Source organism: Halomonas sp. V046, assembly GCF_052645355.1.
Window position 1 is genome coordinate 346,471 of sequence record NZ_JBQXYF010000002.1, and the last position, 22,208, is coordinate 368,678.

Here is a 22,208-nt window from a genome sequence, read left to right on the forward strand (position 1 = left end):
GCCAAGGCCCGCGCTGGCGCAGCGGGCATCGATGCGCCGCGGGGCGATGGCGCTACTGGCTCAGAAAACGCTCGAAGGCGGCGAGCGTCTCGGCGCTGACGTGGTGCTCGATCCCTTCGGCATCGAGGCGCGCGGTGTCGTGGGTGATCCCCAACTTGATCAGGAAAGCCTCGACGATGCGGTGGCGCTGGCGGCTGGCGTCGGCCAGGGCCTCTCCTGACGCTGTCAGGAATACCCCGCGATAGGGGCGCTTGACGATCAACCCCTCCTCGTCCAGGCGCTTGAGCATCTTGGCGACGGTGGGCTGGGCGACGCCGAGGCGCAGCGCGATATCGGTCTGGCGGGCTTCGCCGCCATCGGCGATCAGATCGGAGATCAGCTCAACGTAGTCTTCGATGAGCTCGGTACGACGCGCGTCCCGGGCCTTGCGGAAGCCTTCGACATGGCTTTCGGGCGAAATGAGCGACGCACGGGGGTCGTCGGGGCTGACGGAGTCATTCATGGGGGTAGCGGGCTGCACCTTGGGACAAGAGTCCCATCTTGCCAAGCGGTGGGGCTAATGCAAGTTCAGTCGTGATGATCGGAGGTCGGCGCGGGGGGGAAGGGGGCGGCGGGAGGGCTCACCTTTGCCGTGTCATCGAGAAATTCACCGCGCGGACGCGGCGCCGAGAACAGATAGCCCTGAAACTGACGACAGCCCAGTTCGGTCAGGCGTTGGAGCTGCTGCTCGGTCTCGACGCCTTCGGCGATGACCTGCAGCTCAAGGGTATGAGCCAGGGCGATGATGGTCTGTGCTATCGGAGCCGCCGTGGGCTCATCGGCCAGGTCGCGGACGAAGGCGACGTCGATCTTCAGCGCGTCCAGGGGCAGCCGTTTCAGGTAAGCCAAGGACGAATAACCGGTGCCAAAATCGTCGATGGAGAAGCGTACCCCCAGGGCCTTCAGTCGAGTCATGGTGTCGATGACAGGGTAGGCCTCACCCATCATCAGAGACTCGGTCAGCTCCAGGGTCAGGCGCTTGGCCGGAGCACCACTTTGCTTGAGCATGCCCTCGACGGCATTGACGAATTCCAGGCGCTGAAATTCCCGCACGCTGACATTCACCGAGAGCTGCCAGTGGCGCTTGACCGGGTCGTGTTGCCAAAGGGCCAGAGTTTCGCAGGCATGAAACAGCACCCAAGCGCCGAGCTCGATGATCTGGCCCGTGTCCTCGGCCAGGCCAATGAAGGCGTCGGGGGTAATCAGCCCGCGTTCCGGATGCTCCCAGCGTACCAGCGCCTCGGCCCCGAAGATGGTCCGGTGGTTGTCGAACTGTGGTTGCAGGTAGAGGCGCAACTGGCCGCCGCGGATCGCTTCGCGCAGTTGGCGTTCCAGCCGCAGCCGCGAATTGAGGCGTTCGACCATCGATGCGGCGAAGGCTTGCGGGCGTTGGTCCTGCTGACACTTGGCTTCGAGCAGAGCGAGGCCGACTCGCTTGAGCAGTTCATCGACGCCGACCTCGTCACCATGAAACACCAGGAAGCCACCACTAATGGCGCAGTTATGGCGCTCCCCGGCGAGCGAATAGTCGCCATTGAGCGACTCGAGCACGCCACGCGCCTTGGCCAGCGCCTGGGCGTCTGCCTTGTCGGCATTGGATGAGAGTCCATCGTAGAGCAGCGCGAACTCGTTGCTGCTCAGGCGTGCCAGGTCATCGCCCTGACGCCCCCAGGGCTTGAGCCTGGCGGCGACCGCCTTGAGCAGCCGGTCGCCGGTGGCCTGGCCCAGGGAGTCGTTGATCCCTTTGAAGTTATCGATATCGACCAGCAGTAGCATGATGTGCCGTCCACTGACACCGCTGGCCAGCTGCAGGGCATAGATGCGTTCGCGTAGCGAGCTTCGGTTGGGTAGCCCGGTGAGCCCATCGTGATAGGCCTGGTAGTGGATGCGACGCTGGGCATCGTGATGTGCCGAGGTGTCGGATAGCGTCGCCACGAAGTGGCTGATGTCTTCGCCATCGGGCCTGACCTGATTGATGCTCAAGCGGGCAGGAAATCGGCGCGCGTCGAGGTGTCGAACCTCGACGTCACCGACCCAGGCACCGTGCTCTCTCAGCGAGCGCAGAATATCGCTGCGCTGATGGCTAACCCGCAAGATCGTGTTCATGCGCAGCAGGGAATGGCCCTGAATATCCCGGTGGGGGATGCCAGTAAGCGTCTCGAAGGCGTGGTTACAAATGACGACCCTGGCGCGGCTATCAAGTAATACCACGCCGTCGTGCATGGATTCGATGATGTCGGCAAGCTGCCGCCGTGACATTCGCATGTTCTGGGCATTGGCTTGCAGGTGACGGTCGACCAGTACGGCGGCCATGGCCGCGATGCCTAGCAAGACGGATAGACCGCCCACGATACCGGCGAGCAAGCCGACATGAGCGGCATCCAGTTCGTGTGAGGAGGCATGGGGTAGGAAGTAGGCGGCCTCCATGGCGACGTAGTGTGTGCCGTCGATGGCCGCCGCCATCAGGGCCCCGCCCAGCAAGGTACGCAGGCCGATGCCGAACCGCCGTGGCCAGGGGCGGCCGGCATGCAAACCGTGGACACCGGCGACGGCGGCTCCCATGGCGAACAGCACCGACAAGCCAAGCGGAATGGGGGCGTAGCGAAGGCTGGCGTGCATTTCCAGAGCCGACATGCCGAGGTAGTGCGTGGCGCAGACGCCTAGCCCCAACAGGCAACCACTGAGGGTACGCTGGGCCCCCGACCAGTCGTCGCGTGACAGTACCTGGATGGCCATCAGGCCAGCGGCGAGAGCGGGTAGCAACGAGGCGAAGGTTAGCCAAGGGGCATGACTGACGGGGAAGGGAAGGCGATAGGACTGCATTGCGGTGAAGTGCGTGCCCCAGATGCCAATCCCCAGCAGGCCACCACCGCATAACCACCAGGCCAGGCGAGGCCGGCGCCAGCGCGCATTGTTCAGGCGCTCGCAGATAGCCAGTGCGGAGTACGCCGTCACCAGAGCCACGAGGCAGGAGAGCAAGACTATCCACAGGGTATAGTGCCCCTGTACCGCCTGCGCTGCCTGTGGATAAGTGATGAAGATTGCATGCATCGTGTGGGGCAGTATCCAGAAAAACGACGGGTGAACGTGTCTGACTTAATTGATTAGCATGACCTCAATACTAGAGCAACGCTCAGAATGTCGGATCGCGACAGTCAATCGGCTTACTCGTATGCTCATTTAGGCAAAATATCGTTAAATGTCCGGAATGGCTATAGAAGCGACCGAGCCCACACGATGGTGACTCGGCGCCGGGGCAGAGAGGCGGTCCAGGGTCGGCTAGCGCGCGGCGACGTTAGCCGCCGGGAAGGCTAGGCGCAGACGTGCTTGACCACCGGCCTCCCTGCGGGAGGCCGGTGGTCCGCACTAAAGAAGGGCTGCCTGGCGCCGACGCCAGGCAAGGTGGTTCGTCTCAGTCCAGCCGTTCCTGGTTGCCTATGCGAGCGAACATCTCGGTAAACATCTGGATATCCAGCATCAGGTTATCCCTCTTCTTGAACTCCTCCGAGGTATGTCCGGTGTAGTCTTCGCCGGGCATGGAGGGGCCGAAGTTGATGGCGTTGGGCAACAGCTTGGCGGTCGTGCTGCCGGCCGATGAGACGGGCTTTGCGGGTAGCCCCGTCGTATCGCCGAAGATGTTCAGCAGGGTTTGCAGCCAGGCGCCCTGGGGGTCGCGCAGCATCCAGTCGCGGATGCTCACATCTACCTCCATGGTCGAGGCGTTCTGCTCGGCGTAGGCGGTCAGCGTGTCGCGAATATCCCCGGCCAGTTCGTCCGGCGACCGTTCGCCAACGGGCGCGCGGACATTGACCGCGACGCGCAGACGGTCATCGCCAAGTTCCAGATAGGTCGGCGAGACCAGCAGCGGCCCCATGAAGTCGTGCTCGTAGGCGACGCCGAGTTTCTCGCCGTGGTAGTCGAGCCCATAGTTGCCATTGAGGTAGGCGATGGCCGCGGTGTAATGATTCGCGGAGAAGGCCACCTCGGATTCTCCCAGCAGTCCGGTCAGGCGTGGCACCGGATTGATCCCGGAGTCGGGCTTCGATGAGTGAGCGGACTTGCCCTTGACGGTCAGCGTTACAGCGCCATCGTCGACCTCGCTTGTGACCTCGAAGTCGCCGCCGTTTGCCTTGGCGTAGGCGTCACCCTGGGCCTGTAGCGTCTCGCTCAATGCCTCGGGATCATCGGCCTGAATGGTCGCCACCGCGGTCGCGGGAATCTGGTTGGTGGCGAGACCACCGGTGATCTCGGTGATCACGGCGCCGTCGCCAGGAGCCGCGACCCGCGGGAAGTAGGCATCGATCGTGCCGAAGCCGTTCTCGGCGATGACCGCCGGATAGCCACTATCCAGCACGATGTTGTAGGCCGGCAGTTCATTGCGTTCTTGATAGTAAGCGAAGCCTTCGCCACCGGTTTCCTCGGTGGTTTCGATCATGAGTCGGATGGTGCGGTTGAGTGGCACCTCGTTTTCGCGGATGGTCTTCATGGCGTAGAGGGCGGCGGCAATGGAGGCCTTGTCGTCTTCGGTGCCGCGACCGTAGAGCCGTCCATCCTTCGGCGTGATCTCCAGCGGATTCAGCTCGGTGCCATCCTCCAGCGTCCAGCTGTCGGCGGCGGGAACGGTGTCGCCGTGGGTCAGGATGCCGAAGGCCTCGTCGCTGCTGCCGGGCAGCTCGACCTCGAAGACGCGGTTGTCCACGTTGCGAAACTCGAGACCAAACTCCTCGGCCTTGGCTTCGATCAACTCGCCGAAGCGCGCGATCTCGGGGTTCTCGTGCTGAGGGGCCTCGCCTTTCTTGTCGGTCGGGATGGCCACCATCTCGCCGAGCAGATCGACGACGTCATCGCCGTAGTGCAGGCGAGTGTAGATGCCCAGCAGTCGGTAGAGGTTGACGAAGTCATCGCCCTCGACCGGCTCGTCGTGAAGATAGGACTCGACCGCGCCCTGCAACTCGGCGTTGGAAGACTCTTCGCGCACCTGCTGGAGGAATTCATTGAAGTTCGACGGCACCTCGTCGGCGTGAGCCGTCAGCAGCGTCTGGATCTCATCGCGCTTGAGGGTGCCCGTTTCGTCTTGTGCCTGCACCGGCGCTGCCAGGCTTACGGCCAGGGCGGCGGCGGACAGCATGAAGAGCGGAGTGTTCATCGTCATCATCGCTTCCTTGTGGTTGTCAGAGTGTCGAGGAGGGCCCGTGCAAAGGAGATGTCGTGTCTGCACAGGTCGGCCTGATGGCAGTCTAGTTCGATCCGTCGGCGGGTGATTGTTTTGATCTTCTCGTAACGACTAGAGGAAAGGGCTGTGGATGTGATTAAGCGTGATCTAATTCACTGTCGTCAGCATATACGCCCATTGGTGCAGGGACAAACTGTCGGAGCCCGAGTGACGCGGCGGGAATGGAACCCCTGGGCTTGTAGAGAGCGCCGACCCCGCCCTTCGGCTCTCAGTCTATTCTGGGCACAAAAAAAGCCCCCTTTTCAGGAGGTTTCTTCGTCGACTGTTGGTGGAGGCGGCGGGAATTGAACCCCGGGGCTTGTTGAGAGCGCCGACCCCGCCCTTCGGCTCTGCTTTCGTTTTTTATCCTTGGCTATGCCTAGAAACGACAAAAGCACCCGAAGGTGCTTTTGTCGTCGACTGTTGGTGGAGGCGGCGGGAATTGAACCCCTGGGCTTGTAGAGAGCGCCGACACTCGCCCATCGGCTCTCAGCCTTTTCTGGGCACAAAAAAAGCACCCGGAGGTGCTTTTTTTGTCGGTGTTGGTGGAGGCGGCGGGAATGGAACCCCGGGGCTTGTCGAGAGCGCCGACCCCGCCCTTCGGCTCTGCTTTCGTTTTTTATCCTTGGCTATGCCTAGAAACGACAAAAGCACCCGAAGGTGCTTTTGTCGTCGACTGTTGGTGGAGGCGGCGGGAATTGAACCCGCGTCCGCCGACACTCGCCCATCGGCTCTACATGCTTAGGTCCGTCTTTTGATTTAACACGACTGGCTCCGACGGGCAGGATCCAGCTATGCGATTCCTCTAAGTTTTAGCGGCTGACACGAGGACAGGGCCAACCGCGATCCCATCAGTCTGAGCTCATATCCCTTCTGTGATGAATGGGCACATCACTTCCGGGCCGGACAAGAAGCTAGCAGTTGTTACGCTGCCAGCGCGCCCTGAGCGTAGTTGTCGTCGTTTGCGACTATTCAATTGTGATGTTGGATTTACGAGATACATCACGCTCTCGGCATGCACCTAAGGGGTTGTCATCGGCGTCGAAACCATGTCGCCCCCTAAAACACTGACCAGTCTATCAAACTGGGCAATGGTTAGCACTAGTTCTGATCGCTCAACCGCGATTTTGTTCCCGCATGACACGTCCCTTCTGGCGTTCCCAGTCGCGATCCTTCTCGGTGGCGCGCTTGTCGTGGAGCTTCTTGCCGGTGACCAGCGCCAAGGCACACTTCACCCTGCTGCCCTTCCAGTACAGTTTGAGCGGCACACAGGTGTGTCCCTTGTCCTGGGTGCGCGAGAAGATGCGGGCGATCTCCTTGCGATGCAGCAGAAGCTTGCGAGTTCGGGTGGGGTCGGCCACCTCGTGGGTGCTGGCGGTATTGAGCGGCATGATATGGCTGCCGAGCAACCAGGCTTCGCCGTTTTTCACCAGAATGTAGGTGTCGGTCAGCTGCGCCTTGCCGGCGCGCAGGCTCTTGACCTCCCATCCGGACAGCGCAAGCCCCGCCTCGAAGGTCTCGTCGATATGGTACTCGAAGCGTGCCTTCTTGTTCTGGGCGATGGTGCTGCTGCCGGGACCCTTGTCCTTTCCCTTCTTGTTGGCCATGGAACCTCTTGGACGAAAACCGAATGTTGGCCTTGCGACGTCCCTTCGATATGGGGGGAAGCGTGATACCATTCAAGGCCCGAAAACACCGCTCATGATACGCCCTGGGCCCCTTGAAGTCAGCGGAGAGGTCAATGCCAACGGTTAATCGGTCCGCCATGGTGCGGCACACCCCCAAGCAGATGTTCGATCTGGTCAATGATTTCGAGAGTTATCCCGAGTTCTTGCCGGGGTGTCGTCGTGCGCGCCTGGTCGAAAGCACGGCGTCGCATCTGGTGGGAGAGATGACCCTGGGCCGGGCCGGCATCGAGCAGACCATCGCGACGCGCAATGACCTGCACGAGCCCGAGCGTATCGAGATGTCGCTGGTCAAGGGGCCCTTCAAACGCCTGACAGGGCGCTGGAAGTTCACCCCCATGGGCGAGAGTATCTGCAAGGTCAGCCTGGAGATGGACTTCGAGTTTTCTAGCCGCCTGCTCGGCATGGCCTTCGGCAAGGTCTTTCAGCAGATCGCCGGCCAGCAGGTAGATGCCTTTACCCGGCGTGCCGATGAGATCTATGGCCGCTGAGGTGGCCGTCGAAACGCGCAGCGGGATCGCGCCAACAGCCGAGCATGAGGGCGGCGTGCCTGGCGACACTATCCATGTCGAAGTGGCCTTCGCGCTACCGCACAAGCAGCGCATCCTGAACCTGGAGGTGCCGGACGGAACCACCGCTCGCCAGGCCCTGGATCGGTCGGGCATCGCGGCGCTGTTTCCCGAGGTGCCGGCCGAGACGTTTGACCAGCCTGCTCTCGGCATCTTCGGCAAGGCCTTGAGACACCCGGAGCAACAGGCGCTGCGCGAGGGCGATCGCGTCGAGGTCTACCGTCCGCTAAAGATCGACCCGAAGGCCGCCAGAGCCGAGCGCGCCGCGAAAGGCGCCCGCCGCTAGAGCGAGCGCCTCGGCGTAGGGCCAGCGCCTGTACCCGGGACGGCGCAGTGGGCGCCGCCAGCGGCGTTCAGGGCAGGTTCTTTTCCGGGTCGATGGTGCGGTTGTAGATCGGCTGAATGTCCTGGCCGCTCTCGGAGCTTTCTTCGGCGCCACCGCTGGTGGGACCAACGCCGTAGCCACCTGCCTGGCCGGCAACGTTCGGGTCCATGCTGAAGTCACCCTCGCGCTCGATGTTCGTCAACTGGTTGCCGGCGAAGGTCAGGGTCAGGCGGCGTTGCATGACGTCACCGTACGCCTCGTCGAGGCGATAGACGTAGTCCCATTGGGATTCGTCGAAGGGTGCCTCCAGCAGCGGTGAGCCCATGACGCTCACCACCTCCTGACGTGACATCCCCGGGCGCAACTGGTTGACCATTTCATTGGTCACCAGGTTGCCCTGGGCAAGGTCGCGCTTATAGACGCTGAAGTAGGTGCAGCCGCTGGTCAGTGCCAGGGCGAGAGAAAGGGTGACAATTCCGGTCAGCTTTTGCATTTGCGCCTGTTCTTCACTATCGTGGGGTCGGTCGATCATACCCGACCCTACCTGATACTGCGAAGAGCAACCATGGCCGACAAGAACCATGAACTGCGCAAGGCCGGACTCAAAGTCACGCTGCCGCGCGTCAAGATCCTGCAGATCCTCGAATCTGCCACCGATCAGCATCACCTGAGCGCGGAAGATGTCTACAAGACCCTTCTCGAAGCCGGGGAAGATGTGGGCCTGGCGACCGTCTATCGCGTCCTGACTCAGTTCGAGTCGGCGGGCCTGGTGATCCGACATAACTTCGATGGTGGCCACGCGGTCTTCGAGCTGTCCCAGGAGGAGCACCACGATCATATGGTGTGCCTGGAAAGCGGCGAGATCATCGAGTTCTTCGACGACACCATCGAGCGCCGTCAGCAGGAAATCGCCGAGGAGCACGGCTTCGAACTCGTCGATCATGCTCTGGTGCTGTACGTCCGCCCCAAGGGGTCGAAGGCGACTCGCCAGGAAGGCATTTCGAAGAAGTGAATTCTGTCTGCTCCCGGAACGTCGTGTTCGGCACCCGGGAACGGCAACGCTGTGCCGCTTGTTGAGCGGTGTTTCGTGAGCGGCACGGCAACGCAAAAGGCCCCGATCGTTGATCGGGGCCTTTTGCGTCGTGTCTCTTTGTGTTGTGTCTCTTTGCGTCGTGGCTCTTTGTGCCATGGCCGTGCGTATTTGATCCGGGGCGGTACCGCCTGCCGGGGTGCCGGGCGTTCGGTGCAGGGTGTCCAGGGGCTGGTCGCGGCTCGCCCCGGGATCAGTGGTGGGCGCGCTGGCTGGCGTTCAACATCTCCCGGGCGTGAGCGAGTGTCTGATCGGAGAGTGTTACCCCGCCCAGCATCCTGGCCAGTTCGCCGACGCGGCCTGCCTCGTCGAGAATCTCCATACGCGTCAGGGTGGTATCTTCCTCTGCCTGCTTTTCGATGTGCAGGTGGTGATGTGCCTGCGCTGCCACCTGGGGCAGATGGGTCACGGTCAATACCTGGCCGTCCTTGCCCAGGCGCCTCAGCAGTTGGCCGACGATCTCGGCGGTGGCGCCGGACACGCCGACATCCACTTCGTCGAACACCAGGCTCGGGATGGTGGAATGCTGGGCGGCGATGACCTGGATGGCCAGACTGATCCGTGACAGCTCGCCGCCGGAGGCGACCTTGGCCAGTGGCCGGGGCGGCTGACCGGGGTTGGCTGCGATCAGAAAGCGCACGTGGTCCATGCCTTCCGGGGCGGCGGTGTCGCGGCGTGATACCTCGACCTCGAAGCGGGCCTTGCCCATGGCCAGGAAGGCGAGCTGCTGCTGTACGTCGTCGCCGAAGCGGGTGGCGGCGCTGCGGCGTTGCTCGCTGACTCGCTCGGCCAGCTCGCGCCACCTTGCCTTCAGGGCTTCGGCGTCTTGGGTGAGCGCTTCGAGATCGTCGTCGCCACCTTCCAGTCCGCCGAGTTCGCTGGCCAGCCTGGCGTGCAGGGCGGGAATCTCTTCGGGGAGCAGGTGATGCTTGCGAGCGATGCGATGCACTTCGCTAAGGCGCTGCTCGACCGAGGCCAGGCGTTCGGGGTCGAGCTCCACGTCGGCCAGGACGTGGCCGAGCTCGCGGCCGGCTTCTTCGATCTGAATGCAGGCATCGCCGAGCATGGCGAGGGCATCGGCCAGGGCACCTGTGTCGCTGCCGGGCAGGGCGTTGAGCCGCTGCACCGCCTGATGGAGGACCGGCAGAGTGCCGCCATCGTCGCTGTCGCAGCAATCGAGGGCGAATTGGGTCTCGGTCAGGCGTGTTTCGGCGTGGGCCAGATTTTCCTGTTCCTGCTCCAGGCTCGTGAGCTCGTCGTCGCCGAGGGCCAGCTGGTCGAGCTCTTCGACCTGATAACGCAGCAGCTGGCGCCGGGCGCGAATCTCGTCACCGTCGTCGGCCAGGCGCTTGAGCTTGCGTCGGGTCGCTTGCCACTGGCGGTACAGGTCGGCGAGTTCGACGATGTCGTCGCGATGGCCGGCCAGGTCATCGAGCAGCCTCAGGTGGGTGTCTTCCTGCAGCAGTGCCTGGTGGGCGTGCTGCCCGTGGATCTCGATGAGCGTTTCGCCGAGGGACTTCAGATCGGCGATCGTCGCGGGCTGACCGTTGATCCAGGCCTTGGAGCGCCCGCTTTTGGTGACGACTCGGCGCAGCAGGCAATCGTCTTCCGGCAGGTCGCGGCCATTGAGCCAGGCCTTGGCGGCGGGCAAGGCCTGGATATCGAAACGGGCCGACAAGTCGGCCCTGGGCTGGCCGTGACGTACGCTGCCGGTATCGGCTCTTTCACCGAGGCAGAGGCCGAGTGCGCCCAGCAGGATCGATTTGCCGGCACCGGTCTCGCCGGTGATGGCGGTCATGCCGCCATCGAGTTCGAGTTCCAGATGGTCGACGATGGCGAAGTCACGAATCGCGAGCTCGGTCAGCATGCATGCCTCCTGGCGTGGCCCTGGGTGGGCATCGGCGTGGTCACGGGCGGGTCGAGAGTGGATGGGATGAAACACTGGCTATGCATCCACTATCATGGCTGTTTATACAGTAGTCAAGTGGGACGCTCAATGGCTGGTGTCGCGGTTCGACAGGGGTTCTTGGCCGAGCCGGCCGACGAGTTGGAGATAGAGACTTGAGATCGTCGCGGCAAGCCCCATATACAGTGCCAACCTTCGGTTGCGACCGACATCCATTGGACGTTGGCGGCTAGCCGCCCACTTTCTTCAGGAGGCTTACATGGCCAAAGATCCCCAGACCCCGCTGGACGACGAGCTCGCGCGCCAGGAACAGGACGCCGATCCGCAGCAGGCGGCAGGCGCCGTGGAAGGCGAGCTGGAGGATATCGTCGACCAGGCGGAAGACGCCGAGCAGGCCGAGGCGGCTGTCGAATCCGACAATCCCGAGGCCGAAGTGCTGGCCGCCCGGGTCGAGGAACTCGAGCAGAGCGTGGCCGAGGCCAAGGACCAGGCGCTGCGCGCATCGGCAGAGGCCCAGAACGTGCGTCGGCGTGCCGAAGCCGAGGCGGACAAGGCGCGCAAGTTCGCGCTGGAGAAGTTCGTCAAGGAGCTGCTGCCGGTGGTCGACACCCTGGAGAAGGCGCTCGAGGCGATGGGGGATGATGCCTCGCAGGCCCACCGCGAGGGCGTGTCGATGACGCTCAAGATGCAGCAGGACGTGCTCGGCAAGTTCGGCGTCGAGGTGGTAGAGCCCCACGGCGAGCCCTTCGATCCGCAGTACCACGAGGCCATGGCGATGGTGCCGAACCCGGAAATGGACCCCAACACCGTGATGGAAGTGATGCAGAAGGGCTACCTGCTCAACGGTCGCCTGGTGCGTCCGGCCATGGTGGTGGTGACCCAGGCGCCGAGCTGAAGCACGCGCCATTCGGGGCGCTCGACGCGCTCTTGGCGGTCTCGCGACGCTATTCGGTTGTCGATTTGGTTAAGGGTCAGGGCTTGAAAACGATGCAGACGCCCCCCAGATAGTCGGCAACCCCGCGGTGAAGGCCGCGAACACGACATCACGTTTTGAAAGACACTGAATTCGAGGATTTCCTATGGGACGCATTATTGGCATTGACCTTGGTACCACCAACTCCTGCGTGGCCGTACTCGACGGTGACAGCGCCAAGGTAATCGAAAACGCGGAAGGTACCCGTACCACGCCGTCCATCATCGCCTACACCGACGATGGCGAGACCCTGGTCGGCCAGGCGGCCAAGCGCCAGGCCGTTACCAACCCCGAGAACACGCTGTACGCCATCAAGCGCCTGATCGGCCGTCGCTTCAAGGACGACGTCGTCCAGAAGGACATCAAGATGGTGCCGTACACCATCGCCGAGGCCGACAATGGCGACGCCTGGGTCGAGGTCAAGGGCAAGAAGCTTGCACCGCCCCAGGTCAGCGCCGAAGTGCTGAAGAAGATGAAGAAGACCGCCGAGGACTACCTCGGTGAAACGGTCACCGAAGCGGTCATCACCGTACCGGCCTACTTCAACGACAGCCAGCGTCAGGCGACCAAGGATGCCGGCCGTATCGCCGGTCTCGAGGTCAAGCGCATCATCAACGAGCCGACGGCGGCTGCGCTGGCCTACGGCATGGACAAGTCCCGCGGCGACAAGACCATCGCGGTCTATGACCTGGGTGGCGGTACCTTCGATATCTCGATCATCGAAGTGGCCGATGTCGACGGCGAGACCCAGTTCGAGGTGCTGGCCACCAACGGTGACACCTTCCTCGGCGGTGAAGATTTCGACCTCAAGCTGATCAACTACCTCGTTGACCAGTTCAAGGCCGACAGCGGCATCGACTTGTCCGGTGACAAGCTGGCCATGCAGCGCCTCAAGGAAGCCGCCGAGAAGGCCAAGATCGAGCTGTCCAGCGCCCAGCAGACCGACGTCAATCTGCCGTACATCACCGCCGACAACACTGGCCCGAAGCACCTGAACGTCAAGGTGACCCGTGCCAAGCTCGAGGCGTTGGTGGAAGAGCTGGTGGCTCGCTCGCTGAAGCCGTGCAAGACCGCGCTGGCTGACGCTGGCCTGTCCGCCTCCGAGATCGACGACGTGATCCTGGTCGGTGGTCAGACGCGCATGCCGATGGTTCAGGCCAAGGCCGCCGAATTCTTCGGCAAGGAAGCGCGCAAGGACGTCAACCCGGACGAAGCCGTGGCCGTGGGTGCCGCGATTCAGGGTGGCGTGCTGGGCGGTGACGTCAAGGACGTGCTGCTGCTCGACGTGACGCCGCTGACCCTCGGTATCGAGACCCTGGGTGGCGTGATGACGCCCTTGATCGAGAAGAACACCACCATCCCGACCAAGAAGACACAGACCTTCTCGACCGCGGATGATAACCAGACTGCCGTGACCATTCACGTGCAGCAGGGTGAGCGTAAGCAGTCCAGCGGCAACAAGTCTCTGGGCCGGTTCGACCTCTCCGACATTCCGCCGGCGCCGCGCGGTGTGCCGCAGATCGAAGTCGCCTTCGATCTGGACGCCAACGGCATCCTCAACGTGTCCGCCAAGGACAAGGCCACCGGCAAGGAGCAGTCGATCGTCATCAAGGCCTCCAGCGGCCTGAGCGACGACGAGATCGAGCAGATGGTCCAGGACGCCGAGGCCCACGCCGACGAGGACAAGAAGTTCGAAGAGCTGGTTGCGCTGCGCAACCAGGCCGACGGCATGGTCCATGCATCGCGCAAGACCCTCGAGGAAGCCGGCGACAAGGCCTCCGACGAAGAGAAGCAGGCCATCGAGGGCGCCATCAAGGAGCTCGAGGAAGCGCTGCAGGGCGACGACAAGGAGGCCATCCAGGCCAAGCTTGATGCCCTGACCGAAGCGTCCGGCAACCTGGCGCAGAAGATGTACGCCGAACAGGCGGACGCGGCTCAGCAAGAGGGCGGAGCCGACGCCGACGCTGGCACCAAGAAGGAAGATGACGTGGTCGACGCCGAGTACGAAGAAGTCAACGACGACCAGAAAAAGCAGTAAACCACGACATCTGAACCCCAGATAGCGCCAGCGCGGGAGCCCGTCTCCCGCGTTGGTGTTCCTGAGCGTCGCGACGGAGGCGGACAGACTCATGTCCAAGCGAGATTTTTATGAGGTGCTGGGCGTAGAGCGTGGCGCCGACCCGAAAGACATCAAGAAGGCCTATCGCCGTCTGGCGCAGAAGTATCACCCGGATCGTAACCCCGGTGATGACACCTCGGCCGAGAAGTTCCGCGAGGTCTCCGAGGCCTACGAGGTGCTGACCGACAGCGAGAAGCGCGCGGCCTACGATCAGTTCGGCCATGCCGGCGTCGATGGCCAGGGTGGCGGTGGCTTCGGCGGAGCGGGGGCCGGCGGTTTCAGTGACATCTTCGGCGACGTCTTCGGCGATATCTTCGGCGGCGGCGGCGGTGGCCGGCGCAATCCGAATGCCCCCCAGCGCGGCAGTGACCTGCGCTATAACCTCGAGCTCGATCTCGAGAGCGCCGTGGCGGGCACCAGCGTCGATATTCGCGTGCCGCGTCATGTCGAATGCGAGCGTTGCGATGGCGACGGTGCCGAGCCGGGTTCCTCCAAGGAGACCTGTCCGACCTGTCATGGTCACGGCCAGGTGCGCATGCAGCAGGGCTTCTTCGCCGTGCAGCAGACCTGCCCGACCTGTCACGGCAGCGGCCAGCACATCAAGGTGCCGTGCCACAAGTGTCATGGTGAAGGACGGGTACGCGAGACCCGCACCCTGTCGGTGAAGATTCCGGCGGGCGTCGATTCCGGCGACCGCATTCGCCTGAACGGTGAAGGCGAGGCCGGCGTCAACGGCGGCCCACCTGGTGACTTGTACGTGCAGGTGGCGATCAAGCCGCACCACATCTTCGAGCGTGAAGGCCGTCACCTGCAGTGTGAGGTGCCGATCAACTTCATCGATGCCGCCCTCGGCGGTGAGCTCGAAGTGCCGACCCTGGACGGTCGCGTCAAACTCAAGATTCCGGCCGAGACCCAGACCGGCAAGCTGTTCCGGTTGCGTGGCAAGGGGGTCAAGCCGGTACGGGGTGGCCCCGCGGGGGATCTGCTGTGCCGGGTGGTGATCGAGACGCCGGTCAAGCTCAGTGATGAGCAAAAAGACCTGTTGCGCCAGTTCCAGGACAGCCTGGGTGGCGCCAATAGCCAGCACTCACCGAAGAAGTCGAGCTTCTTCGACGGTGTGAAGAAGTTCTTCGAAGACATGAAGATCTGATGCCCGGGGCAGGGTGCCCCGAGGCTAGCGTCATACGCCAGCCCAGATGGTCGCCGCGACAGCGGTGGCCATTGGCGAGCAAGCGGTAACCAGAACCCCCGAGGCCCGGCTTCGGGGGTTTTGCATGTCTGACCGACGGCTGTCGGTCATGGAGCGCAGGGAGCGAAGGCGAATGATCGAGAATAGCGACCGCCCACTGGCGGGTATCGTCTTGCGATTGCTGTCGGGCCTGCTGTTCGCCGGGATGCTGGTGTGCGTGAAGTGGGTCAGTGACGAGGTGCCGCTCGGGCAGGTGGTGTTCTTCCGTTCGGCCTTTGCGTTGTTGCCCATCGTCATCTTCCTGGCCTGGCGACGTGAGTTTCCCGCGGCGCTGGCGACGCGCCGCCCCGGGGGGCACTTGCTGCGCTCGGGAATGGGGGCGGCGGCGATGTTCGCTTCGTTCGCCGCGGTGGCCCGGTTGCCGGTGGCGGAGGCGACCTTGTTGGCCCAGTTGGCGCCGGTGTTGATGGCGCTGGGAGGAGTGTTGATCCTGGGCGAGCGCTTCACGCCGCTGCGGGCGGTGGCCCTGGGGCTGGCGGTATGTGGCGTGGCGGTGCTGGTGGTGCCGGATCTTGGCGGTGGTCAGGATGCCGGCAGGGTGCTGGGCTACGGCCTGGGCATCCTTGGTGCCTTGCTGACCGCGGGTGCCTTGCTCACAGTGCGGCGAATTTCCCGCACCGAGACGGCCGGCGCCATTGCCTTCTACTTCGTGCTGGTCTGTACCCTGGCGGGCCTGGCGACCTGGCCGCTGGGGTGGGTGCGCCTGCCTGGGCAGACGCTGGCCTTGCTGATTCTCGCCGGTCTGTTCGGTGGGGCCGCGCATATCTGCATGACCCTGGCACTGCGCTACGCCGAAGTGTCGCGCCTGGCGCCGTTCGAGTATGTCGCGCTGATCTGGCCGGTGCTGGCGGATCTACTGCTTTTTCGACTGCCGATATCCACGGGCTTCCTGGTCGCCTTGCCCTTCGTACTCGGTGCGGCGGCCCTGGCTGCGCTGGAGGGTCGCCGGCTCAGATGGCCGCTTCGACGATAAGCTGCGGGTGGCCCTTGGAGCAGGGCTCGTCTCAGTGGGCAGCGGCCGACGGGTGGGGTGACGAGCCCTAGAGCCAGCCGGTGACGCGAAAACGGTAGTAGAGGCCACCGCTGGCGGTGCCCATCATGAGCAGTGCCAGCGGGTAGCCGAGGCGCCAATCGAGTTCCGGCATATGGGTGAAGTTCATGCCCCAGATGCCGGCGAGAATGGTGGCCACGGCGAAGATCGCCGCCCAGGCGGCCAGGCGCTTGTTCACTTCGCTTTCGTCGATGGCGACCATCGACAGATTGACCTGGATCGCGGTGATGATGGTCTCGCGGATGGTATCCACCGCCATCTCGATGCGGTGCAGGTGGTCGTAGACATCGCGAAAGTAGTCCTGGGTGTCGTAACACAGCGCCGGCACGCGCCCACCAAACAGGTGGGCGCTGGCCTCGGCCAGGGGTGCCACCGCACGCTTGAGCTCCATGGTGCGGCGCTTCAGTTGGTAAAGTCGTTCGAGGCTCGCCCGAGCCGTTCCCTTGATGAATATCTGATCTTCGATGCCTTCGAGCTCGGTCTCGAGCTCCTCGACGACAGGAAAGTAGCGGTCGACCACGACATCCATCAGGGCGTAGAGCACGAAGGCGGGCCCCTGCTTGAGCAGGTCCGGTTCGCGCTCACAGCGGGCACGCACATCGGCAAAGCCGCGGCCGGGATGTTGCCGCACCGAGAGCACGTATCCCTGGCCGGCGAAGACCGCCAGTTGGCCGTGCTGGATATCGCCCTCGCTGGCCGTGACCATCTGAGTGATGACGAAAAGGGCGTCACCGTACTCCTCGACCTTGGGTCGTTGGCCACCGACCAGGGCGTCTTCGATGGCAAGCTCATGCAGGTCGAAGACCGATTGGAAGATCGCCAGTTCGTTGGCGTCGGGATCGTGCAGCGCGACCCAGACGAAGCAGTCCGGACGCGTCAGGTAGTCGCCGATGTTCTCGGGCGCGATGTCACTCAGACGGCGTCCTTGTTCGTAAGCCACGCAGTTCACGATCATCGCCAAGTCCCTCTATCGAAGATTCTGGTTGTCAGGATAGCCCGACGTTGCCGTGGGCCGGTGAAACGTATCTCAACGTAAACGCGCGTGCCGGCCGCGAGGCAAGGAACGGAGCGGACGAGGCAGTGGATGGCCGGGCAAAGGCGTGAGGTCGCGGCCCTTGCCGCACCCTGTTCTGGCTGGCAGCAACACCCCGTTGCCTGTCGTGCCGGGCTGGCCCTTTGCTAGCCTTTGTGGATCATTCTGATTGGCAGAGGGCGTTCCATGGTCGAATCGCGATCCACTATTGCCACGGCGTCGGGACAGCGCCTGATCCATCGTCTGTGCAAGCACTGGTCCCACAAGCTGGAGGTCGATGCCGAGCGGGGGCTGGTGGTATTCGAGGGAGGCCGCTGTGTGATGCAGGCCGGCGCCGATACGCTGGATGTCCGCCTCGACGCCGATGATGCCGAGGTGCTCGAGCGCTTGAAAGCCGTGGTGGCAAGCCACCTGGAGCGGATGGCGGGCAAGGAAGAACTGGTCGTTGCCTGGGGCTAGCACCGCCAGGGCCTTGACCTAGACCTGCTCGGGGCTTGGGGCTTGGGGCTCGGGGCTCGAGGTTCCAGGCTCGGCACGCCGGAGGCGCTGCGCTGGGGTAGGGCCACCTTGTCCCTGCCCTCCCGGCGCCGCTGAGTGGTGCCGGCAACCTGATCGGGTTGGCGATATCGCTTGTAATCAAGTATCTTTACCTAAAGATTCTTGTCGTCAAAGGAAATGACCATGTCACCATCGTCGACGCAGGGCCCCATCGCGGCCCTGGAGACCCGCTCCGCGGACGAGCCCTGCGATGCCATCGACCGCCTGATGGCGGAATGGCAGCGGGTGTTGCCCGACCGTGACCCTTCTGCCATGGGCATCTTCACGCGGCTGTATCGGGCGCTGAAGCACGTGGACCGTCGCGTCTCGGCCGTGTTTCGCGCGCACGGTCTGCGCGAGGGGGAGTTCGACCTGCTGGCCACCCTCTATCGGCGCGACGAGCCGGCGGGGATGACGCCCAACGCGTTGTGTGATGCCGTGGTGCTGAGTTCCGGCGCCATGACCAATCGTCTCGACCGCCTGGCCAGCCGCGGTCTCGTCGAGCGCGTCGCCAATCCCGAAGATCGGCGCAGCGTGCTGGTGCGTCTGAGCGATGAGGGCCGGGCCATGATGCCTGCGCTGCTGGATGACTATCTGGCGGCGCTGGACCGGCTCAAGGCGGTGCTTCCGGCGGGTCAGGACGTGGCCTTGGCGGGGGGGCTGCGGTCATTGCTTCTGTCACTGGAGGGTGATGTTCCCGGGGGTGACGCATGAGTCGGTGGTTCGAGGGCGCCTGGGGGGCTCATTTAGGGATGCTGTTCTGGGCGCTGTTCGTGGGGTTGTCGTTTCCTGCGGTGGGGCTGCTCACCGAAGGGCTGCCGCCGCTGCTGCTGACGGCGATGCGTTTCGCCATCGCGGCGCTGGCGGTATTGCCGCTGGTGCTCGGCGCGCCGGGCCTCAAGCCATGCCGCGCCGGGTTTCTGCTGTATGCCCTGATGGGCGTGTGCCTGGCCGGCTTCTTCGGCACCATGTTCTGGGCCGCGCATCGCACCACGGCGCTGTCCATGGCGACGTTGTTCGTCAGTGTTCCGCTGCTCGCCTATGCGCTCGGGCGCCTGATAGGCGTCGAGAGGCGCGCCTTGGGGCTGCTTGGGTTGCTCGCCCTTGGCGCCTTCGGCGCGATCGGCCTGGCCTGGGCCGAGGCCGGGGGAGATCTCGCTCAGCTCCAGTTCGGGCTTGGCGAAGCGGCATTCTTCATCGGCTGCGTGGCGTCGGCGCTGTACCCGGTGCTGACCAAGCTGGGTCTGTCCAAGGGCTGGCTATCGCCCCACGCGGGGGTGAGAACGCTGTGGAGCCTGGTGCTGGGGGGAGTGTTGATTGGCTTGCTCGGTGTGCTGTTCAACTCGCCCGCAGCGATCACGCGCCTGACGCTCACCGACGTCGCCCTGGTGGCCTATCTCGGGTTGTTCTCCAGTGGTGTCACCTTCTGGTTGCAGCAGCGTGCCACCGATGTGCTGACACCGGCGGCGGTGACGGCCTATGGCTACCTGGTGCCGTTCGTGTCGATGCTGCTGCTGTTTGCGAATCATCCCGAGCGGTTATCGGTAGTGTGGTTGCCGGGAAGTGCCCTGGTAGTGCTGGCCATTGCGGCCTTGCTGCGTCGCGACCTGAGCCAGCGCCGCCACGCCAGGCGCAACACGGCGGCGCCCAGGCCCTCTTGAAGGGGGAGGCTCACGAGCCTAACGCTATTGGGCTGGCATTTGTGCATTGCGCGCTGGTCGTGGTGGCAAACGGGAGTGTCAGACGCGGCTTCTGCAGCAGCGTGCATGAGGGAGCGGCGCTGGCGGTTTCGGCGTAGTTCTCGATAGAGCGCTTTCGGTGGTTCCGATAATGGTGATAGTTCGGTCCGCACCGTGGTGGTGGGGCTGCAGAGCGAGGCATTCCGCCGTCGCCGCCACGGAATCTGCCATGAAGCTGATCAACGATGCCTTCTCGCCGGCGCTCAGCGAGCGCTACGACGAGTTGGCCCATCAGGCGCTGTACGCCATGTTCACGGGGTCGGTGCTGCATTACGTTCACGCCGGTGGGGGGGTGCAAGGCAAGTCGATCCTCGACGTCGGCTGTGGCAATGGTGACATGTCGGCGTTGTTGAAGCTGGAAGGGGCCGCCATGGTGTTGGGCATCGACGTTAGCCCCGCCCAGGTCGCCCTGGCAGCGTCACGCCACACCGCCCCCGGGCTCGGCTTTCGGGTAGAGGACGCCTACCGCCCGCTGGCGCTCGAGCAGGCCCCCTTCGATAGCGTGGTCTGTGTTTACGCCTTTCACTTCATCAAGAACCAGCAGACGCTTACCCAGGCCTGTCGCAATCTTTTCGACGCTCTGCGTCCGGGCGGCCTATTGGCGTTTCTTGATATCACCCACGACTACGTTTACGACCGGGCCAAGATGGCTCGTCTCGAAGCACTGACCAGCTACCGCTATGACCCCGGTGTCGCCGAGGGCGAGGTGCCGCGCCCCTGGAGCCTGGTGCGCGGTTACGTGACGGCCGGTGCCGATACCTTGAGGGTCGATCACGTCGTGATCCACGGCGAAACAATTCGTCAGACCCTGGAAGCGGTCGGTTTCGTTGACGTGGTGCGTGAACCGTTGCGTTTTCATGACCCCAAGATTGCGTCGCTGTGGGGCCCCGATGGCTTCAATCACCACCTGTTCGTGGCGCGTCGTTAGGCGTCGTCGCCCCGGGCAGATTGCCCCCGTGTCCGGCTGGCTGGCTCAAGTGCTGGGCCACCCCTTGCAGGTGGCCCAGTACCGCCTCGCGCCCGGGCAGCCGATCGGTATCGAGATGCTGCAAGTACGGGCAGGCAAGCACGCCAACGATGTTGCCTGGGCTTGAAAACACGGGAACGGCAATGTTGTACACGGCTTCGGTCTGCTGGCTCGGCAGCATGGCGTAGTGCTGGTCGCGCACCCGTTCGATGTCGGCGGACAACTCGCTCATGACGGCCTGCGACGGTTTGCTGTTTTCGAGCATTATCAGATCCCGCGACGCGGCGCTGGCGAAGGCCAGCATGACCAGGCCAGACCCGGTGTCCAGCACGCCGAGGCGCGAGCCGAGACGAATGCCGAACCCCCAGTACCCCGGGGCATCGACCTGTGCGATCACGGTCAGGCTGCCGCGCTCCTGAACGCTTAAGTGGCACGCTTGCCCTGTGACCTGGGCAAAGCGGCGCATGTGCGGCAGGGCGTGACTGGCGAGGCGGCGAGTCGGTGACTGACGGTAGGCGAGCTCGAACAGCTTCAGGGTGAGCTCGTATTGGTCGGCGTCGGTGCGCAGCACGTAGCCGCGCCGCACCAGGCGGTCCAGCATGCGGTAGATTTCGTTGGGTTTGCGCCCCAGTTCCTTGGCGATCTCGGCCTGGGATAACCCCGCTTCACGCTCCGCCAACACCTCGATGATATCGAGTCCCTTGTCGAGAGCGGGCGCCCGGTAGCGGTCTGCGCTCTGATCGCTCGCCGGTGGTGCATCCTTTCCGCGTACTGCCATCGATACCGCTCCGTTGGTCGTTCGCCTCGCATCATTTCCGATCGTCCCCACCAGGTCAATGTCGCCCTTGGTCGAGTTGCACCTTCGACGCACTGTGTTTATAAATGAATTAACTATTCAAATATAAATTCTGGTTTGGGCGGTCGCACCCTGCAGCAGAGGGGGCTCACGGCCAAGCCTTCAACGACGGGAAGCCGTGTAATGACACAGCTGCAAGGAAAGACCGCGCTGGTGACAGGGGCCGCGCAGGGGATCGGTCGAGCCGCCGTGCTGCGCTTGGCCGAGGCGGGTGCTCGGGTCATCGCAACCGATGTGAATCGGCAGGCGCTCGAGGATCTGGGGACGCTGCCCGGCGTCGAGATCGACCACCTGGATGTGCTCGACCCGACGTCGATCAACGGCCTGGCCGGCAAGCATGAGGTGATCGATGTGCTCTTCAACTGCGCCGGGATTGTCCACAGCGGCACCATTCTCGAGTGCGACGAGAGTGATCTGGACATGGCCTATCGGCTAAACGTGCAGTCGCAGTATCGGCTGATTCGCGCCGTGCTCCCCGGCATGTTGGCGCGCCAGGACGGCAGCATCATCAACATGGCCTCGGTGGCATCGAGCGTGAAGGGCGTGGCGAATCGCTTCGCCTACGGCGTCACCAAGGCCGCGGTGATCGGACTGACCAAGGCCGTGGCGGCGGACTACATCACCCAAGGCATCCGCTGCAACGCGATATGCCCGGGTACCGTCGACAGTCCCTCCTTGCGTCAGCGCCTCGAAGCCCAGGGGGACTACGAAGCGGCGCGTCAGGCATTCGTGGCGCGCCAGCCCATGGGACGCATCGGCACGCCGGAGGAGATCGCCGAACTCGTGCTCTACCTGGCGGGGGCGACCTTTACCAGCGGCCACATTCACATCATCGATGGCGGTTGGACCGCCTGAACC

20 protein-coding genes and 1 other RNA gene are annotated in these 22,208 nt (G+C 63.7%); 12 read left to right on the top strand and 9 right to left on the bottom strand.

The annotated features are described in order from the left end of the window. Nucleotides 1–52: 52 nt before the first annotated feature. The 5 genes from mntR to smpB form a co-directional block, all read right to left on the bottom strand. Entirely contained in the window at nt 53–502 is a 450-nt protein-coding gene (gene mntR / locus ACUN9Y_RS04010) for a manganese-binding transcriptional regulator MntR (RefSeq protein WP_445459389.1), read from the bottom strand. Between the two features lie 65 nt (nt 503–567). Continuing rightward, a complete protein-coding gene (locus ACUN9Y_RS04015; RefSeq protein ID WP_445459390.1) occupies nt 568–3,090 on the bottom strand; it encodes a bifunctional diguanylate cyclase/phosphodiesterase in 2,523 nt (840 codons plus the stop codon). A gap of 361 nt (nt 3,091–3,451) precedes the next feature. Further along, nucleotides 3,452–5,191, bottom strand: coding sequence for a dipeptidase (locus tag ACUN9Y_RS04020; RefSeq protein ID WP_445459391.1), 1,740 nt, complete (start codon nt 5,189–5,191; stop codon nt 3,452–3,454). Nucleotides 5,192–5,931: 740 nt separating this feature from the next. Further along, nucleotides 5,932–6,311, bottom strand: a transfer-messenger RNA (tmRNA) gene (gene ssrA / locus ACUN9Y_RS04025). A gap of 55 nt (nt 6,312–6,366) precedes the next feature. Next, nucleotides 6,367–6,858, bottom strand: a complete 492-nt coding sequence (gene smpB, locus ACUN9Y_RS04030) for an SsrA-binding protein SmpB (RefSeq protein ID WP_445459392.1) — start codon at nt 6,856–6,858, stop codon at nt 6,367–6,369. A gap of 134 nt (nt 6,859–6,992) precedes the next feature. On the opposite strand from smpB, the gene ACUN9Y_RS04035 reads away from it, so the two are divergent. Then, entirely contained in the window at nt 6,993–7,427 is a 435-nt protein-coding gene (locus ACUN9Y_RS04035; RefSeq protein WP_445459393.1) for a type II toxin-antitoxin system RatA family toxin, read from the top strand. Between the two features lie 55 nt (nt 7,428–7,482). Continuing rightward, a complete protein-coding gene (locus ACUN9Y_RS04040; RefSeq protein WP_445459394.1) occupies nt 7,483–7,791 on the top strand; it encodes an RnfH family protein in 309 nt (102 codons plus the stop codon). A gap of 67 nt (nt 7,792–7,858) precedes the next feature. Here the strand turns inward: ACUN9Y_RS04040 and ACUN9Y_RS04045 are convergent, their stop codons facing one another. Then, nucleotides 7,859–8,362 carry an outer membrane protein assembly factor BamE gene (locus ACUN9Y_RS04045; RefSeq protein WP_445459395.1) on the bottom strand — a complete coding sequence of 168 codons (504 nt, stop codon included), beginning with the start codon at nt 8,360–8,362 and terminating at the stop codon, nt 7,859–7,861. A gap of 33 nt (nt 8,363–8,395) precedes the next feature. Between ACUN9Y_RS04045 and fur the strand changes: the two genes are divergently transcribed. Beyond that, on the top strand, nt 8,396–8,842 hold the full coding sequence (fur, locus tag ACUN9Y_RS04050) for a ferric iron uptake transcriptional regulator (protein WP_445459396.1): 447 nt from the start codon (nt 8,396–8,398) through the stop codon (nt 8,840–8,842). Nucleotides 8,843–9,113: 271 nt separating this feature from the next. Here fur and recN read toward each other — a convergent pair whose 3' ends face one another. Continuing rightward, the gene (gene recN / locus ACUN9Y_RS04055; protein WP_445459397.1) at nt 9,114–10,787 is read right to left on the bottom strand and encodes a DNA repair protein RecN; all 1,674 of its coding nucleotides are present in this window, start codon (nt 10,785–10,787) and stop codon (nt 9,114–9,116) included. 298 nt (nt 10,788–11,085) lie between these two features. On the opposite strand from recN, the gene grpE reads away from it, so the two are divergent. From grpE to ACUN9Y_RS04075, 4 genes are all read left to right on the top strand, one after another. Beyond that, nucleotides 11,086–11,721 (top strand): nucleotide exchange factor GrpE, encoded by a 636-nt coding sequence (grpE, locus tag ACUN9Y_RS04060; RefSeq protein WP_445459398.1) that lies wholly within the window; start codon nt 11,086–11,088, stop codon nt 11,719–11,721. Nucleotides 11,722–11,905: 184 nt separating this feature from the next. Further along, on the top strand, nt 11,906–13,837 hold the full coding sequence (gene dnaK, locus ACUN9Y_RS04065) for a molecular chaperone DnaK (protein ID WP_445459399.1): 1,932 nt from the start codon (nt 11,906–11,908) through the stop codon (nt 13,835–13,837). 91 nt (nt 13,838–13,928) lie between these two features. Beyond that, on the top strand, nt 13,929–15,068 hold the full coding sequence (dnaJ, locus tag ACUN9Y_RS04070; RefSeq protein WP_445459400.1) for a molecular chaperone DnaJ: 1,140 nt from the start codon (nt 13,929–13,931) through the stop codon (nt 15,066–15,068). Nucleotides 15,069–15,240: 172 nt separating this feature from the next. Beyond that, the gene (locus tag ACUN9Y_RS04075) at nt 15,241–16,140 is read left to right on the top strand and encodes a DMT family transporter (RefSeq protein WP_445459401.1); all 900 of its coding nucleotides are present in this window, start codon (nt 15,241–15,243) and stop codon (nt 16,138–16,140) included. 67 nt (nt 16,141–16,207) lie between these two features. Here ACUN9Y_RS04075 and corA read toward each other — a convergent pair whose 3' ends face one another. Next, the gene (corA, locus tag ACUN9Y_RS04080; RefSeq protein WP_445459402.1) at nt 16,208–17,173 is read right to left on the bottom strand and encodes a magnesium/cobalt transporter CorA; all 966 of its coding nucleotides are present in this window, start codon (nt 17,171–17,173) and stop codon (nt 16,208–16,210) included. Between the two features lie 264 nt (nt 17,174–17,437). Between corA and ACUN9Y_RS04085 the strand changes: the two genes are divergently transcribed. The 4 genes from ACUN9Y_RS04085 to ACUN9Y_RS04100 all read left to right on the top strand — a co-directional run bounded on the left by ACUN9Y_RS04085 (nt 17,438) and on the right by ACUN9Y_RS04100 (nt 20,455). Further along, nucleotides 17,438–17,710, top strand: coding sequence for a DUF2218 domain-containing protein (locus ACUN9Y_RS04085; RefSeq protein WP_445459403.1), 273 nt, complete (start codon nt 17,438–17,440; stop codon nt 17,708–17,710). A 222-nt stretch (nt 17,711–17,932) separates the two neighbouring features. Continuing rightward, complete coding sequence (locus ACUN9Y_RS04090; protein WP_445459404.1) at nt 17,933–18,502, top strand: MarR family winged helix-turn-helix transcriptional regulator; 570 nt, start codon at nt 17,933–17,935, stop codon at nt 18,500–18,502. Beyond that, nucleotides 18,499–19,449 (top strand): DMT family transporter, encoded by a 951-nt coding sequence (locus ACUN9Y_RS04095; RefSeq protein ID WP_445459405.1) that lies wholly within the window; start codon nt 18,499–18,501, stop codon nt 19,447–19,449. Before ACUN9Y_RS04090 ends, ACUN9Y_RS04095 begins: the two co-directional genes overlap by 4 nt. 247 nt (nt 19,450–19,696) lie before the next feature. Further along, complete coding sequence (locus ACUN9Y_RS04100) at nt 19,697–20,455, top strand: class I SAM-dependent methyltransferase (RefSeq protein WP_445459406.1); 759 nt, start codon at nt 19,697–19,699, stop codon at nt 20,453–20,455. Here ACUN9Y_RS04100 and ACUN9Y_RS04105 read toward each other — a convergent pair. After that, nucleotides 20,424–21,272, bottom strand: coding sequence for an IclR family transcriptional regulator (locus tag ACUN9Y_RS04105; protein ID WP_445459407.1), 849 nt, complete (start codon nt 21,270–21,272; stop codon nt 20,424–20,426). The two genes, ACUN9Y_RS04100 and ACUN9Y_RS04105, sit on opposite strands and share 32 nt — an antisense overlap. Nucleotides 21,273–21,473: 201 nt before the next feature. Between ACUN9Y_RS04105 and ACUN9Y_RS04110 the strand changes: the two genes are divergently transcribed. Further along, complete coding sequence (locus tag ACUN9Y_RS04110) at nt 21,474–22,205, top strand: SDR family oxidoreductase (protein ID WP_445459408.1); 732 nt, start codon at nt 21,474–21,476, stop codon at nt 22,203–22,205. Nucleotides 22,206–22,208: the final 3 nt, after the last annotated feature.

Bases quoted from the DNA above. Each gene is read 5' to 3' on its own strand.
- mntR (WP_445459389.1), bottom strand. From the start codon at position 502: ATGAATGACTCCGTCAGCCCCGACGACCCCCGTGCGTCGCTCATTTCG.
- ACUN9Y_RS04015 (WP_445459390.1), bottom strand. From the start codon at position 3,090: ATGCATGCAATCTTCATCACTTATCCACAGGCAGCGCAGGCGGTACAG.
- ACUN9Y_RS04020 (WP_445459391.1), bottom strand. From the start codon at position 5,191: ATGACGATGAACACTCCGCTCTTCATGCTGTCCGCCGCCGCCCTGGCC.
- smpB (WP_445459392.1), bottom strand. From the start codon at position 6,858: ATGGCCAACAAGAAGGGAAAGGACAAGGGTCCCGGCAGCAGCACCATC.
- ACUN9Y_RS04035 (WP_445459393.1), top strand. From the start codon at position 6,993: ATGCCAACGGTTAATCGGTCCGCCATGGTGCGGCACACCCCCAAGCAG.
- ACUN9Y_RS04045 (WP_445459395.1), bottom strand. From the start codon at position 8,362: ATGATCGACCGACCCCACGATAGTGAAGAACAGGCGCAAATGCAAAAG.
- fur (WP_445459396.1), top strand. From the start codon at position 8,396: ATGGCCGACAAGAACCATGAACTGCGCAAGGCCGGACTCAAAGTCACG.
- recN (WP_445459397.1), bottom strand. From the start codon at position 10,787: ATGCTGACCGAGCTCGCGATTCGTGACTTCGCCATCGTCGACCATCTG.
- grpE (WP_445459398.1), top strand. From the start codon at position 11,086: ATGGCCAAAGATCCCCAGACCCCGCTGGACGACGAGCTCGCGCGCCAG.
- dnaK (WP_445459399.1), top strand. From the start codon at position 11,906: ATGGGACGCATTATTGGCATTGACCTTGGTACCACCAACTCCTGCGTG.
- dnaJ (WP_445459400.1), top strand. From the start codon at position 13,929: ATGTCCAAGCGAGATTTTTATGAGGTGCTGGGCGTAGAGCGTGGCGCC.
- ACUN9Y_RS04075 (WP_445459401.1), top strand. From the start codon at position 15,241: ATGATCGAGAATAGCGACCGCCCACTGGCGGGTATCGTCTTGCGATTG.
- corA (WP_445459402.1), bottom strand. From the start codon at position 17,173: ATGATCGTGAACTGCGTGGCTTACGAACAAGGACGCCGTCTGAGTGAC.
- ACUN9Y_RS04085 (WP_445459403.1), top strand. From the start codon at position 17,438: ATGGTCGAATCGCGATCCACTATTGCCACGGCGTCGGGACAGCGCCTG.
- ACUN9Y_RS04090 (WP_445459404.1), top strand. From the start codon at position 17,933: ATGTCACCATCGTCGACGCAGGGCCCCATCGCGGCCCTGGAGACCCGC.
- ACUN9Y_RS04095 (WP_445459405.1), top strand. From the start codon at position 18,499: ATGAGTCGGTGGTTCGAGGGCGCCTGGGGGGCTCATTTAGGGATGCTG.
- ACUN9Y_RS04100 (WP_445459406.1), top strand. From the start codon at position 19,697: ATGAAGCTGATCAACGATGCCTTCTCGCCGGCGCTCAGCGAGCGCTAC.
- ACUN9Y_RS04105 (WP_445459407.1), bottom strand. From the start codon at position 21,272: ATGGCAGTACGCGGAAAGGATGCACCACCGGCGAGCGATCAGAGCGCA.
- ACUN9Y_RS04110 (WP_445459408.1), top strand. From the start codon at position 21,474: ATGACACAGCTGCAAGGAAAGACCGCGCTGGTGACAGGGGCCGCGCAG.